Annotated in this window: 14 protein-coding genes and 2 pseudogenes; 13 read left to right on the top strand and 3 right to left on the bottom strand. The window is 41.8% G+C overall.

Going from position 1 to position 13,201, the window contains the following annotated elements:
• Positions 1–7: 7 nt before the first annotated feature.
• Positions 8–2,716, bottom strand: a complete 2,709-nt coding sequence (locus MAE_RS14135) for a bifunctional acetate--CoA ligase family protein/GNAT family N-acetyltransferase (RefSeq protein WP_012266197.1) — start codon at positions 2,714–2,716, stop codon at positions 8–10.
• A gap of 198 nt (positions 2,717–2,914) precedes the next feature.
• Positions 2,915–3,127, bottom strand: a pseudogene (locus MAE_RS35070) (hypothetical protein).
• 55 nt (positions 3,128–3,182) lie between these two features.
• Here MAE_RS35070 and gcvH point away from each other — a divergent pair.
• The 3 genes from gcvH to MAE_RS14120 all read left to right on the top strand — a co-directional run bounded on the left by gcvH (position 3,183) and on the right by MAE_RS14120 (position 5,686).
• Positions 3,183–3,578 (top strand): glycine cleavage system protein GcvH, encoded by a 396-nt coding sequence (gcvH, locus tag MAE_RS14130; protein ID WP_002798072.1) that lies wholly within the window; start codon positions 3,183–3,185, stop codon positions 3,576–3,578.
• A gap of 159 nt (positions 3,579–3,737) precedes the next feature.
• Positions 3,738–4,910, top strand: coding sequence for a molybdopterin-synthase adenylyltransferase MoeB (moeB, locus tag MAE_RS14125; protein ID WP_012266195.1), 1,173 nt, complete (start codon positions 3,738–3,740; stop codon positions 4,908–4,910).
• Between the two features lie 188 nt (positions 4,911–5,098).
• Positions 5,099–5,686: a hypothetical protein gene (locus MAE_RS14120; protein WP_041804125.1), complete on the top strand. Its 588-nt coding sequence runs from the start codon at positions 5,099–5,101 to the stop codon at positions 5,684–5,686.
• A 135-nt stretch (positions 5,687–5,821) separates the two neighbouring features.
• Here the strand turns inward: MAE_RS14120 and MAE_RS14115 are convergent, their stop codons facing one another.
• Positions 5,822–6,289: a DUF29 domain-containing protein gene (locus tag MAE_RS14115; protein ID WP_002798067.1), complete on the bottom strand. Its 468-nt coding sequence runs from the start codon at positions 6,287–6,289 to the stop codon at positions 5,822–5,824.
• Between the two features lie 300 nt (positions 6,290–6,589).
• Between MAE_RS14115 and MAE_RS33385 the strand changes: the two genes are divergently transcribed.
• The 10 genes and pseudogenes from MAE_RS33385 to MAE_RS35060 all read left to right on the top strand — a co-directional run bounded on the left by MAE_RS33385 (position 6,590) and on the right by MAE_RS35060 (position 12,770).
• A complete protein-coding gene (locus tag MAE_RS33385) occupies positions 6,590–6,745 on the top strand; it encodes a type IIL restriction-modification enzyme MmeI (protein WP_158303526.1) in 156 nt (51 codons plus the stop codon).
• Positions 6,746–6,902: 157 nt separating this feature from the next.
• Positions 6,903–9,530: pseudogene (locus tag MAE_RS35065) on the top strand (DNA methyltransferase); the annotation flags it as partial.
• Between the two features lie 152 nt (positions 9,531–9,682).
• Positions 9,683–9,943: a hypothetical protein gene (locus MAE_RS14105; RefSeq protein WP_012266190.1), complete on the top strand. Its 261-nt coding sequence runs from the start codon at positions 9,683–9,685 to the stop codon at positions 9,941–9,943.
• Positions 9,944–10,030: 87 nt separating this feature from the next.
• Positions 10,031–10,405, top strand: a complete 375-nt coding sequence (locus tag MAE_RS14100) for a DUF433 domain-containing protein (RefSeq protein WP_002758892.1) — start codon at positions 10,031–10,033, stop codon at positions 10,403–10,405.
• Positions 10,402–10,794: a DUF5615 family PIN-like protein gene (locus MAE_RS14095; protein ID WP_002799313.1), complete on the top strand. Its 393-nt coding sequence runs from the start codon at positions 10,402–10,404 to the stop codon at positions 10,792–10,794. Before MAE_RS14100 ends, MAE_RS14095 begins: the two co-directional genes overlap by 4 nt.
• 114 nt (positions 10,795–10,908) lie before the next feature.
• Positions 10,909–11,145, top strand: a complete 237-nt coding sequence (locus MAE_RS14090; RefSeq protein WP_012266189.1) for a hypothetical protein — start codon at positions 10,909–10,911, stop codon at positions 11,143–11,145.
• Positions 11,142–11,570, top strand: a complete 429-nt coding sequence (locus MAE_RS14085; protein WP_002798064.1) for a type II toxin-antitoxin system VapC family toxin — start codon at positions 11,142–11,144, stop codon at positions 11,568–11,570. Before MAE_RS14090 ends, MAE_RS14085 begins: the two co-directional genes overlap by 4 nt.
• 178 nt (positions 11,571–11,748) lie before the next feature.
• Positions 11,749–12,177, top strand: a complete 429-nt coding sequence (locus tag MAE_RS14080) for a hypothetical protein (protein ID WP_012266188.1) — start codon at positions 11,749–11,751, stop codon at positions 12,175–12,177.
• A 20-nt stretch (positions 12,178–12,197) separates the two neighbouring features.
• On the top strand, positions 12,198–12,575 hold the full coding sequence (locus tag MAE_RS14075) for a DUF5615 family PIN-like protein (RefSeq protein ID WP_012266187.1): 378 nt from the start codon (positions 12,198–12,200) through the stop codon (positions 12,573–12,575).
• A gap of 51 nt (positions 12,576–12,626) precedes the next feature.
• A complete protein-coding gene (locus MAE_RS35060) occupies positions 12,627–12,770 on the top strand; it encodes an element excision factor XisH family protein (RefSeq protein WP_223210725.1) in 144 nt (47 codons plus the stop codon).
• The last annotated feature ends 431 nt before the right edge of the window (positions 12,771–13,201 follow it).

Below are 13,201 nucleotides of genomic sequence, written 5' to 3'. Positions count from 1 at the left end.
AAAGGCTTCATAAATTCAGTTCCGCTTTGACAAAATCGGCAGTTTTATAGAGAGAAAACCCCACTTTAGCGGCTATCATCTGCATAGCGCGATTATCCCTTAAAATTTCCCCTTCAATTCCCTCTAATCCTTCCTTTTTGCCAATAGTGACTAAACGCTGTAGTAACTCTGTACCAATTCCTTGACCTTGATAGTCATCCCTAACTAATAAGTCAAATTCCGCCACATTAACGCCGTGCAGTTTATTTAAGCGTCCTATAGCGATAATTTCTGGCTCTTCCGTCTGATCGTTATTAATCTCTACCACTAAGCTCATTACTCGATCGTAGTCGATAAAACAAATGCGCGTAAGACGATCATAAGCGGTTTGGCGATCGAGATTGACAAGGTGAAAATAACGATAATAAATGCTTTCTTCCGAGAGATAATGGTGAAATTGTCGCACTAAAGGCTCATCTGCTGCCCGAATCGGACGAATTAGCACCTTTAAGCCTCTTTTCGTCGTCCAAGGTTCTATATAATGTTCGGGATAGGGACGAATCGCCGGATGAGATAACTTTTCTGGGGGAGTAGTTGGAGGATGAAGAAGGATAGAGGCGGAAAGGGCGATTAATTGCTCTGAATCGGCAAAAAAGGGATTAATATCGATAGTTTTAATGCGAGGTTGTTCACTAACCAGGTTACTAAATCTAACGATTATTTGCTCCAAATTCGCTAAATTAAGTGATTTAAGCCCATTTGTCCCGTTAAAAGCCCGATAAATCTTGGTTTTTTCTAAAAGTCGGCGAGCGAGATTAGTATTTAAAGGAGGTAGAGCGGTGGCGTAATCTTGAAAAATATCGACTAAACGGCCACCAGTACCGAAAATTATCACCGGTCCGCACTGATCATCGTAATTAGAGCCGATAATTAACTCATATCCTCGATCGATCTCTAACATCGGTTGAATACTCACCCCGAGAAAATGCTCCCGACCCACTTGTGCGCTAACATTAGCTTTGATCGCTTGATACGCTTGCACCACTGCCCTAGGGGAAAAAAGCGGCAATTGTACCCCACCCACCGCGCTTTTATGGATAATCGTCCTCGAATGCAGTTTCATCACCACGGGATAACCGAGAGATTCAGCGAGATTAACTGCTTCTGCGGCACTTTCGGCGACTTTAGTGACAATAACAGGGATTCCATAAGCTTTCAGTAGCTCTAAAGACTCTAGCTCACTGAGAATTGTTCTATCCCCTGCTTGCTCGATAATCTGGCTCACTAAAACTCGATCAGAGCCATTTTCCCTGGAATTGGTTAAAATTGGCGTTTGATAAAGACCGCGCAGATTCTCTTCATATTTCCAGAGCAAATTAAACACCCGGGCCGCCGAATCGGGATAGCGATAGGTGGGGATACCCTGCTGATTTAATAACGATACTCCCTCTGCAATGCCCTCTCCCCCCATCAAACTTGCTAAAATGGGTTTTGTGCTATTTTGAGCGATTGAGGCAATTCTAAGGGCAATTTCTCGCAGATCAGTGTTAAAGCGAGGCGAGAGAATCATCAACACCGCGTCGGTATGTGCATCCGCTAAAGCGATCTCTAGGGCGCGAGCGTAGCTATCGGGATCGCTGCTGCGACGCAGATCGATGGGATTTTGGGGGACGATATCCGCGGGAACAAGAGGCGCTAGTTTTCCGATCGTTGCGGGGGTAAGGGTTGCCAGTTGTCCATCTTCCGCCAGTAAAGCCGAGGCCGCTAAAAGAGCGGGAGCAACACCATTGCTGATGATTGTCAAGCGTTTTCCCCGGGGAAATCGGGGAATTTTCGCTAAAACTTGCGTGATATTCAAGAGATCGGCCAGTCTTTGTACTTCCACGATGCCACAGCGAGCAAAGGCAGCGGAGAGAGTTAGCTGATCGCTGGTCAATTTGCCAGCATGGGAAAGAGCGGTGGGGTCAAAGTCGGTACTGTGGCGACTAATGGCGATAATTGGTTTATTTAGGGCAACTTCTCGGGCCGAGGACAGAAAAGAGCGGGCATTATTCAGGGATTCCAAGTAGATAACGATGCTTTTGGTTTGGGGATCGTCTCCCAAATAATAGAGTAATTCGCCCCAATCCACATCTAAAAGAACTCCGAGGGAGATAAAGTGACTAAAACCGACATTTTCGCTTAAACTCCAATCAAGCACGGCAGCAGCGATCGCCCCACTTTGACTAATCAGGGCAATTGAACCAGTTTTCGGCAGGATGGGGGAAAAGGTGGCGTTAAGATTTTGGCTGAGATTGCTGATTCCCGAGCTATGGGGACCGATGATGCGTAATTTTTGACCAGCGATCGCTTTAATTTCCCTGAGTAAATTTTCCCCCATCTGGCCGGTTTCCCGAAAACCCGTGGAGAGAATCAGGGCGCATTTAACCTTTTTTTCGACAGATTGGGCGATAATAGCGGGAATTTCGGGAGCGGGGGCGGTGATAATTACCAGATCGATCGCCGCCTGGATATCCTCTAAACTGCTATAGCTGGGAAGATCGAGCCGGTTTTCGGGGTGAGGATTAACTAGATAAAGACGGTGCTGACCGGGATTATGATGGAGATTATTTAAAAGAGTGCGATCAAGTTGGGGATTTTGGCGATTAAATCCCACCACAGCGATGTTTTTTGGCTCAAAAAAGGCTCTTATGGTTTGATGTTCGCCACCGCGAGGATCTAAGATGGGATTTAACATAAGTAAGCTAGGAGGCATTTAAACTGGGTATTGTTAAGTGAGCTAAAAAAGCAGCTAACCCCTACTGTTCCAGTGTTCCGATGTTCCCCGATCAACCTAGACCAATTCTAGCTGTTTAATCAGGCTTCGATCGGTGTAATTAATTTTGTCTAGGTAGGGTTGGCTGAATAAATCTAAAAACTTGGTTGGATAAGGTTTTCAGACTTTTTTTCCCTCAAAAAGTGCCGACCATTGGAGTGATGGGGGGAAAATTTTAGGGACTTTTTCCCTGAAAATTAGGTAATTGACCTCCTCAAAATCGGTAAAACCCTACACCCCACACCCCACACCCCACACCCTGCCACCAGGAAAAACTTTTTCACCAAACCCTAGGCAGCGATCGGCAATAAAACAGCCCCACCCAATCAACATTTTCCCCAAGAGATCTAGTAAACTATCTGATGCTGTAAATATTTAGAGACAGACGATGGAACTGGAATATCCCGAGGATTTGAGATACCTAGAAACCCACGAATACGTCAGACTCGAAGGTGAAATCGCTACCTTGGGAATTAGTGCTTTTGCCGTCGATCAATTGGGTGATATCGTGTTTCTAGAATTGCCCGAATTGGGAGAGGCGCTGAAAGTGGGTAGTAGTTTCGGCACGATCGAATCGGTAAAAGCGGTAGAAGATCTTTATCCTCCCGTCTCGGGAACCGTAGTCGATCGCAATCAAGCGATGATTGACTCCCCCGAATTAATTGCCGATGATCCCCACGGGGAGGGTTGGTTATTAAAAGTGCGGGTAGAAAATCCCGATACTGCCTTGGCTGATACCCTCTCCGCTAGTGAATATCGCACCCAAGTGGCAGGGGAAAGTTAACTAATATTAACAACACGGAGCCAGACCCTCACACTATCATAAGCATAGAAAGAATTGAAAATCCAGGAAGCGATCGAGTCTTCCTGATTTTTGTCTCTAAACCGTGCTGAGACGAAATTCTTGCCCGAATCGAGTGAGGTTTCACTATTTACCCAATCTATGCTAAATCCTAATCTCGCGGCGATCGAACTTTCCAAAGAGGAGGTTCAACGCTACTCTCGACACATTATTCTGCCCGAAGTGGGCTTAGAAGGTCAAAAAAAACTAAAAGCCGCCAGTGTTCTCTGCATCGGCACTGGGGGACTCGGTTCCCCGCTTTTACTCTATCTAGCGGCGGCTGGCATCGGTAGAATCGGTATTGTTGACTTCGATATCGTCGATAGTTCCAATCTGCAACGTCAAATTATTCACGGCACTTCTTGGGTAGGCAAACCGAAAATTGTTTCCGCTAAGGACAGAATTCTAGAAATTAACCCCTACTGTCAGGTGGATTTGTACGAAACCCGCATAAGTTCCGAAAATGCCCTTGACATTTTAGCCCCCTATGATGTAGTCATCGACGGGACGGATAATTTCCCCACCCGTTATCTGACTAATGATGCTTGTGTTCTTCTCGACAAACCCAACGTCTACGGCTCAATTTTCCGCTTTGAAGGACAAGCAACCGTTTTTAACTACCAAGGCGGTCCCAACTACCGCGATCTCTATCCCGAACCGCCACCACCGGGGATGGTTCCCTCCTGTGCGGAAGGCGGCGTTTTAGGAGTTTTACCCGGGGTAATCGGCACAATTCAAGCCACAGAAGCCATTAAAATTATCCTCGGCGCTCCGGATACCCTCAGTGGTCGTTTACTGCTTTACAATGCTTGGGAAATGAAATTCCGTGAGTTAAAATTGCGCCCGAATCCCATCCGTCCCGTCATTGAAAAATTAATTGATTACGAACAATTCTGCGGTATCCCGCAAGCGAAAGCACAAGAAGCAGCAGAACAGCAAAAAATGACAGAAATGACCGTAGTAGAGTTAAAAGCACTAATTGACAGCAATGCCAATGATTACATTCTCATCGATGTGCGTAATCCCAACGAGTACCAAATCGCTAATATCCCCAACTCGGTGTTAATTCCCTTACCCGATATCGAAAATGGTGCGGCAATTCCCAAAATTAAGGAATTAGTCAACGGTTATCGTCTTATCGCCCATTGTAAGATGGGGGGACGTTCCGCTAAAGCCCTCGCTATCCTCAAAGACGCAGGTATCGAAGGAATTAACGTCAAAGGTGGTATCAGCGCCTGGAGTCGCGAAGTCGATTCCACTGTACCAGAATACTAATTTTGGCCCTTGGGTTTTAGGAGTCAGGAGTCAGGAATCAGGAGTCAGGAGTCAGGAGTCAGGGGCCAGTAGTCAGCCTTTTTTCTCCCTTCTCCCTTCTCCCTTCCCCCATCTCCCTGTTTCCTGTTCCCCGTGAATCTGTTAAGATCAAGGCCAGTTAGCCTTAAAATCTTGGGTGTGAGCAAACAATGAAAAACCATATTAAAAAAATTGCTAGTTGGAGCGCGATCGCTACTATTTCCCTTGGCTTAGTAGAAATGAACCGAGCAGCGATCGCATTTGGCAACAATAATCAATTTAGTGCCTGTATCAGTCAGATTGTCCGCACGGGAGTCAGTCCCGAAGATGCCGCCACCGCTTGTTCAGAAGCATTAATTCCTAAAGAATTATCCCGGTGTGTGGTGATGATTAAATCCAAAACCCCGATCGATGGTAATCTGGCTCTGCAAGCTTGTTTTCAAGTGCGTCGTCCTATTGACCTAGGTAATTGTGTGGTCGATATCCATCGCGCTGCCCCCTTGTTTGCCGCTAATTCCCTCAAACAAACGGAAACAGAAACAGCCAAGGAACCCGATAAATTAGGGATTTCTAGACAGGTTTTAGATTCCTGTCGTCAAAGTTTATTACCCGGGCGCTTTTCCCAATGCGTTATCGCTGTCAGTCGTGGTGTGGACAAAAATAACCCCTCCCAAGCTTTACAAACCTGTTTAAGTGCCGAGGATTTCCCCAGGGATCTATTCCCCAGTTATCCCCAAAATCAAGACCAGAGACCTTAATCAAGATTATTTCCACGAATATCCCAGAGATTCCCTATCCGGACTCGTTGAGCGGTAGGGAGGGATAAACTTGATGCTGATTTGGTAGAAGCGAGAAAGATTGCGCTCAGAGCCTTACTTATTCGGCAAACTGGGTCAATTGCCATAGAAGTTCTCATCTAAGATTTGCTCTTGGGAGAAAGGACAAATTTGAGGATAATCATTTTCTGAGGGAATGGGAACACCAAATTGAGCAAGTTTCCCTTCCTTAATTGCCACTTGACGAGCATCTAGATAGGCTTCCTGGATAGCAGTTTCTAGATAGGATTTGAGGGAAGGCGTATTGCGTAAGTTTTTCTCAATGCGCTGGCGATGCTCAATAATAGAACAATACCAGCTATCCTTCATTGATGGCGGTGCGTCGTGCTGTACTTTTAATTTGAGCAAGTGAGCCAAAAGAATCATCAAATTACTTTCTAAAGTTCTTTTTTCCGATTTTCCCAACTCGGTTAACTCCTCAATTAAGTTATCAGTATCCAGCGCAGCAAATTCCCGCTTCTGTAGGTGATTAATTGTTGTTGCGAGCCACAATTGAAAATCTTGTTCGTAGAGAGTCTTGGACATAGCGATAAGTTGTTCGTTCGTGTCAATAACTGCATTGATATAGCGTTTACGTTTGAGTCTTGGACGCTATGAGGGCGCAAGTCTTGCGCCCCTACAGGTGTCTTTCCACGTTTCATTTGAAAACACTATAACTAAGGGAATACAATTCTCAAGGCGTTGCTAATTTCTAGCTTCCCTTGTAGTTTATCAAAAAATCACCTAAGATGAAAGCTATCTGTATCCCTTGCTGACTGTCTATGGCTCCCTACACCATTTTCTACTATCTTTGAGCAAACCCGCAAAAGATAAGGAATTAAAACTATGCCTTTAAGTTGGAATGAAATTAAAAATCGCGCCATCGCTTTTCAAAAAGAGTGGGAAGGAGAGACTTCAGAAAAAGCAGAATCTCAATCTTTTTGGAATGAGTTTTTTCATGTCTTTGGCATTTCACGGGGGAGCATCTCACCTTTGCAATGAGCATAAATACTTAGTGGAAAAATAGGCTTTTCGAGGGTAATTCTTGTTTTAATTCTCCATGTACGCAGTCTTTAAAAGCCTCTATTTCGTTCCAAGACACGATTAAGAGTGGCTTTTAGGCTAAGTATAATTACTTATCGCGTAAGTGAGATGCTCCCTTTCACGGCGTAGGGTAGCCAGTTTTGAGCAACCGATAAAAAAAGCCGATAATAAACAGGGTTTTATTGATTTACTCTGGAAAGGAACGATTTTAGTTGAGCATAAATCGAAGGGAAAAGATTTAGACAAAGCCACACAACAGGCTAAGGATTATTTCCCCAATTTAAAGGAACATGAGTTACCGCGTTATATTTTAGTCTCGGATTTTCAACGGTTTAAATTATATGATTTAGATTCGGGCAATCAATGGGAATTTGAATTAAGTAATTTTGTTGATAATGTTCATTTATTTGATTTTATTGCTGGTTACGAAAAGCGAGTTTATAAAGACGAAGATCCCGTCAATATTCAAGCGGCCGAGTTAATGGGAAAACTTCATGATTGCCTCAAAGAAATTGGTTATATCGGGCATGATTTGGAAGTTTATCTAGTGCGTTTATTATTTTGTTTATTTGCCGATGATACGGGTATTTTTAATAAGGGGATTTTCTGGGAATATATCGATCTACATACCAAAGAAGATGGCAGTGATTTGGCGATGCACATTGCTTATATTTTTCAGGTTTTGAATACACCAGGAGACAAAAGATTAAAAAATCTCGATGAGAATTTAACTCAATTTCCCTACATAAATGGCAAGTTATTCGAGGAGTCGTTACCTTTAGCGGCTTTTGATAGCAAGATGCGAGTCATGTTATTAGAAGCTTGTGCTTTTGATTGGGGAAAAATTTCCCCGGCTATTTTTGGTTCTATGTTTCAAGCGGTAATGAATCCAAAAGAGCGACGCAATTTAGGGGCGCACTATACCTCCGAGAAAAATATTCAAAAGGTGATTAAACCATTATTTTTAGATGATTTACACAGAGAATTTGAGAAGATTAAAGGCAATCGCAATAAATTACTAGAATTTCACAAAAAGATTGCTAATTTATATTTTCTTGATCCTGCCTGTGGTTGCGGCAATTTTTTAATTATTACCTATCGAGAGTTACGCGATTTAGAGATTTTGGTATTACAGGAGTTAGATAAAACGGGGCAGTTAGTAACAGATATTAGTACCATTATTCAGGTAGATGTTAATCAGTTTGCTGGTATTGAATACGATGAGTTTGCGGTGAGGGTGGCGGAGGTGGCGATGTGGTTAATTGATCATCAGATGAATATTAAAGTTAGTAATACTTTTGGTCAGTATTTTGTGCGTTTACCATTAAAGAAATCGGCAAAGATTGTTAATGGAAATGCCTTGCGGATTGATTGGGAGGAAGTTATCTCAAAAGAGAAGCTCAATTTTATTTTAGGAAATCCTCCTTTTGTGGGGCATCATTACCAAAATTTTGATCAAAAAGAAGACTTAAAGCTAGTTCTTGATAAAATTATTGGATCAGGGGTTATGGATTATGTATCAGCATGGTTTTATAAATCTGCTCAATTTATTCAAAGCACAAAAATCAAGGTGGGATTAGTGGCGACTAATTCTATTTCTCAAGGGGAACAATCATCTATCTTATGGAATGTTTTAATAAACGAATTTAATATCAGTATTCATTTTGCCCATAGAACTTTCAAATGGAGTAATGAAGCTAAAGGTAATGCTGCGGTTCATTGTGTGATTATTGGATTTGCTAGTTTTGAAGCTAATGAAAAATATCTATTCGACTATCAGACTATAACCAGTGAGCCGCTTTTAATAAAAGCCCAAAATATTAATCCTTACTTAATCAATGCAAACAATATTTTGGTTTTTAATCGAAAATATCCTCTCTGTAATGTCCCTAATATGATGTATGGCAATAAGCCAACAGATGGAGGCAATTTTATTTTATCTGAAGAAGAAAAAAATACTCTTGTCTTAAAAAATCCTTTGGTGATTAAATTTATCAAACCTTTTATTAGTGCTAGAGAATTTTTAAATGGTGGCAAAAAATGGTGTTTGTGGCTACTCGATATTAAACCCGATGAACTAAAGAATATACCTGAAATTTTGGAGCGTGTGGAAGCCGTGAAGCAATTCAGATCAAAAAGTATTGCAGCTTCAACTCGAAACTATTCTTATCATTGTTTATTTCGACAAATCACACAACCCAAATCAGACTATATTCTTGTACCTAGAACTACGTCAGAAAATAGAAAATACATTCCCATTGGCTTTTTTACGGCTGATAATATCGTCAGTGATACTTGTCAGTCTATTCCGAACGGCGATTTATATTTATTTGGTATTCTTACTTCAGAAATGCACATGGCATGGGTTAAATATGTTTGCGGACGATTAAAAAGTGATTATCGTTACTCAAAAGATATTGTTTATAATAACTACCCCTTTCCAGAAAATATCACCGACAAACAAAAACAAACCGTCGAAACCTGCGCTCAAGCTGTGCTAGATACAAGGTCAAAATATCCTGATAGTAGCCTTGCGGATTTATACGATCCTTTAACCATGCCTCCCGACTTGCTCAAAGCTCACCAAAAACTTGACAAAGCCGTTGATTTGTGTTATCGTCCCCAACCCTTTACCAGTGAATTAAACCGTATTGAATACCTCTTTGAACTCTATGAAAAATTAACCGCTCCCCTACTCCCTACCAGCAAACAAAAACCCGCAAAAAGAAAAAATCCTCAATAACCGAAAATGCTTGCTTGTATGCCTTTCGCTTGTGCCAAGGCTCTGCCTTGACAGACAATATTTAAGGAGCTGCCTTAAACTATTCTTCAGGTAGAACCTGGGAACGAGATGATGAGATAATCGTTATTAGGGTTTTATACAATTCCAAGGATATGACAAAGCTATTAGAAGAGGCGATCGCTCAAGTCAAACAACTCCCCGAATCAGAGCAAAATAAGATTGCCGCAATGCTCATAAAGCAGCTTGAATCCAGATCCCCAGAGTATGATTTTTGGGACGAGTTTGACCAAATCTTAGAAGAGTGCCAGATGAATACAGGAATTTCCGATCTGTCCTATCAGCACGATCATTACATTCACGGGCTACCCAAGCGATACAGTGAACAGTTAACAGTGAACAGTAGAAAAAACTGATTGATATAGTGCTATTCAGAGTAATTAGGTAAGCTGTTCAGCATTCAAATAACGTACAATAGAATGAAATTCTAGAAGGTTATGAGTATGGTTCTAGTATCCAACGGGCAATCAGCCATTATTCGTACAGAGCGTGGATTGACAATCGCCGGTACGCGAATTACCCTTTATGATGTTATGGATTACCTAAAGGCTCAGTATCCCCCCAAGCTGATTCGTGAAAAACTTGGTCTTAATGATAGACAGATTGATTCAGCCCTAGCATACATTGAGACTCATTGTACTGAGGTTGAAGCCGAGTATCAAGAATGCTTGCAGACAGCGACAGAAATTCGTCAATACTGGGAAGAGCGAAATCGTGAGCGATTTGCCAAGATTGCGGCGATGCCCCCTAAGCCCGGTCAAGAAACCATTCGTGCGAAGCTTCAAGAGTGGAAAGCACGCATTGAATCTCAATCATGAACTTTCTGATTGACTACAACTTAACGGGCGATGTTGTTTTATTCTGGGGAACCCTCTCAGCAGAAGGATGGCTTGATCTTTTGCCCATCCGCTTCTTCACCTTTCAGGATGTTGGATTGCCGATGGATAGTAGTGATCGGGTTGTTTGGCAATTTGCTCAAAACACTCAGATGATTTTAATTACAGCAAATCGAAATATGAAAGGAATTGATTCGCTGGAACAAACCATACGTGAAGAAAATACACCCGCTTCCCTGCCAATTCTGACAATTGGAAACCCTGATCGCCTTGATGAAAGTAGCTATCGGCAAAGATGTGCTACCCGCTTGATTGAGATTTTATTTGATCTAGAAAACTATATGGGAGTCGGTCGAATTTTCATCCCATAAGACTGTTGTTGAAAAGCATTCTTCAGGTAGAACCTGAAAAGAGCGTTACCAGGTAGAACCTGGTAACGAGATGATGAGATAATCGTTATTAGGGTTTTATACAATTCCAAAGATATGACAAAGCTATTAGAAGAGGCGATCGCTCAAGTCAAACAACTCCCCGAATCAGAGCAAAATAAGATTGCCGCAATGCTCATAAAGCAGCTTGAATCCAGATCCCCAGAGTATGATTTTTGGGACGAGTTTGACCAAATCTTAGAAGAGTGCCAGATGAATACAGGAACTTCCGATTTGTCCTATCAGCACGATCATTACATTCACGGGCTACCCAAGCGAGAGCTAGAATCGTGAGGAAGGTTTTTGTTGATACGGCAGCCTGGATTGCCTTAATTAATGTTGATGATGTTTTTCATGAACAAGCCAAGCGTGTTAAGGCGAATCTTCAACAACAGAAATGTCAGCTTATAACAACAGATTTTGTTTTATTGCAAGTGGCTGATGCTCTGGTTTCGCCGAAAATTCGCTCTCAAACAATTAGATTTATTAATCACCTCAACAATCTAATTGGTTTACAGATTATACCGCTCAATAAATCTCTTTTCGATGAGGGTTGGAAACTTTATAGTCAGCGTCTTGATAAAGATTGGGGGCTAACTGATTGTATTAGCTTTGTCATTATGCAGCAAGAAGTAATTACATTAGCCTTTACATCAGATCGGCATTTTGAACAAGCAGGGTTCACTCGACTGCTAAATCCTTCATACAGTGAACAGTGAACAGTTATCAGTGGAAAAAACTGATATGGCGCTATTGAGAGGAATGATCTAAATTGAAGTTGAATTTTCTAATTCTAATGAAGTATTGGGAAATATAGAATGACCTCCTCTTCCTCTTGTGCCAATTGGCATATAATATCTCTAAATCGATGATTTAAAATTTAAGGTTGAAAAATTTATGTCTCAAGTTATTAGTACCCGACTCCCCGATCGCACAGCGGAACGACTTAAACAGTTGGCCCGCCGATTAGGAAAAACCCCTAGTGAAACCAGCGCAATTTTAATTGAGGAATCCCTCAGAGAAAGCGAGTTCCCCTATATTGAATTTCGCCAGTCTCCTTTGGGGCGACAACCCTACCTCAAAAACTCCAGTTTGGCTCTCTGGGAAGTAATTCAAATTGCTCAAAGCTACGCGCTAGATGAACAAAAAACGGCGGCACATTTTCATCGACCCCTCGAATGGGTCCGCTCTGCTTTGCTCTATGCTGAAGCTTATCAGTCAGAAGTTCAAAAGGCGATCACCGAGGCTCAAACCCTCAATGAAACGACACTCAAACGGCTCTTACCCCAATTAGAAACAATTACGGTTTATCCTGATTCCCTGTGAGTGAGTGGGGAATAGCTAAAATGCTATCTTTTTTATTAGATGAACATATTTCTCCGACGGTTGCCGAACAAATTAGTCGTAAACGTCCAGAAATCCTGATTTTTCCTTTAATCACTTGGCAAGAAGGTCGATATTTGGCTGATTCGGATGAAATCGTTTTAAAAGCCGCAACCGAAGCCCAGTTAACCCTAGTAACATACGACCAGAACACTATTCCCCCGCTTTTGTGCGAATGGGGAGAAGCTCAAAAAAGTCATAGTGGCGTTATTTTTATCGATTATCAGTCCATTCCTCCTAGCAATTTTGGTCTTTTAATTCGTTCACTTTTAGCTTTATGGGATCTACAAGGCAAACAGGATTGGACAAACCGACTTGTTTATTTAAAGCCAAAAATTTGATTCATTTAACAAGTATCTTATAAAATTACAAAGATATGACAAAAATCTGAAATAACTTTATATTTAGCAATTCATCAACAAGCTTTTGCCGATATTTTTGAAGATTCTATTGGTCAAGTTTTATTAGACAATAAACGATTCAAATTATTGGTTTTTGACAAAATTGAGGAGGTTATTTTAAGATGGATAGTTTAGAAAAAATGAGACAAATTATTATTAAATCTCTCCGTTATTATGCAAACTTGCGCTATGCTACCGGTGAGGTAAACCGACTCCTAATTAGGGTTTGCTGAATATTACTGGAAGCCTTGTTGGGTAAGACTTTTAGACTTTTTGGAAACCAAAAAGTGCCAGATCCCGGAGTGATCGGGTGGAAAATTCCTGGACTTTTTCCCTGAAAATTAGGTAATTGACCCCCTCAAAATCGCTAAAACCCTACACCCTACACCCTACACCCCACACCCTGCCCCCAGGAAAAACTTTTTGCCGCAAACCCTAATTAGGGTTTGCTGAATATTACTGGAAGCCTTGCTAGAAAACGGTTTAGGGACTTTTTTAGTCAAAAAAGTGCAAGAGACAAACGTTGAGAAACCGATCCGAGGGACTCAAAACCCCTGCACTTTCGC

The organism is Microcystis aeruginosa NIES-843 (genome assembly GCF_000010625.1).
GTDB lineage: Bacteria > Cyanobacteriota > Cyanobacteriia > Cyanobacteriales > Microcystaceae > Microcystis > Microcystis aeruginosa.
Note: the sequence above shows the minus strand (reverse complement) of the source record. Positions and strands in the feature narration are given on the sequence as shown.

Coding starts and splice junctions, on each gene's coding strand:
- MAE_RS14080 (WP_012266188.1), top strand. CDS start 11,749: ATGTCTCAAGTTATTAGTACCCGACTCCCCGATCGCACAGCGGAACGA.
- MAE_RS14095 (WP_002799313.1), top strand. CDS start 10,402: ATGAACTTTCTGATTGACTACAACTTAACGGGCGATGTTGTTTTATTC.
- MAE_RS14075 (WP_012266187.1), top strand. CDS start 12,198: ATGCTATCTTTTTTATTAGATGAACATATTTCTCCGACGGTTGCCGAA.
- MAE_RS14105 (WP_012266190.1), top strand. CDS start 9,683: ATGACAAAGCTATTAGAAGAGGCGATCGCTCAAGTCAAACAACTCCCC.
- MAE_RS33385 (WP_158303526.1), top strand. CDS start 6,590: ATGCCTTTAAGTTGGAATGAAATTAAAAATCGCGCCATCGCTTTTCAA.
- MAE_RS14100 (WP_002758892.1), top strand. CDS start 10,031: ATGGTTCTAGTATCCAACGGGCAATCAGCCATTATTCGTACAGAGCGT.
- moeB (WP_012266195.1), top strand. CDS start 3,738: ATGCTAAATCCTAATCTCGCGGCGATCGAACTTTCCAAAGAGGAGGTT.
- MAE_RS14090 (WP_012266189.1), top strand. CDS start 10,909: ATGACAAAGCTATTAGAAGAGGCGATCGCTCAAGTCAAACAACTCCCC.
- gcvH (WP_002798072.1), top strand. CDS start 3,183: ATGGAACTGGAATATCCCGAGGATTTGAGATACCTAGAAACCCACGAA.
- MAE_RS14120 (WP_041804125.1), top strand. CDS start 5,099: ATGAAAAACCATATTAAAAAAATTGCTAGTTGGAGCGCGATCGCTACT.
- MAE_RS14115 (WP_002798067.1), bottom strand. CDS start 6,289: ATGTCCAAGACTCTCTACGAACAAGATTTTCAATTGTGGCTCGCAACA.
- MAE_RS14135 (WP_012266197.1), bottom strand. CDS start 2,716: ATGTTAAATCCCATCTTAGATCCTCGCGGTGGCGAACATCAAACCATA.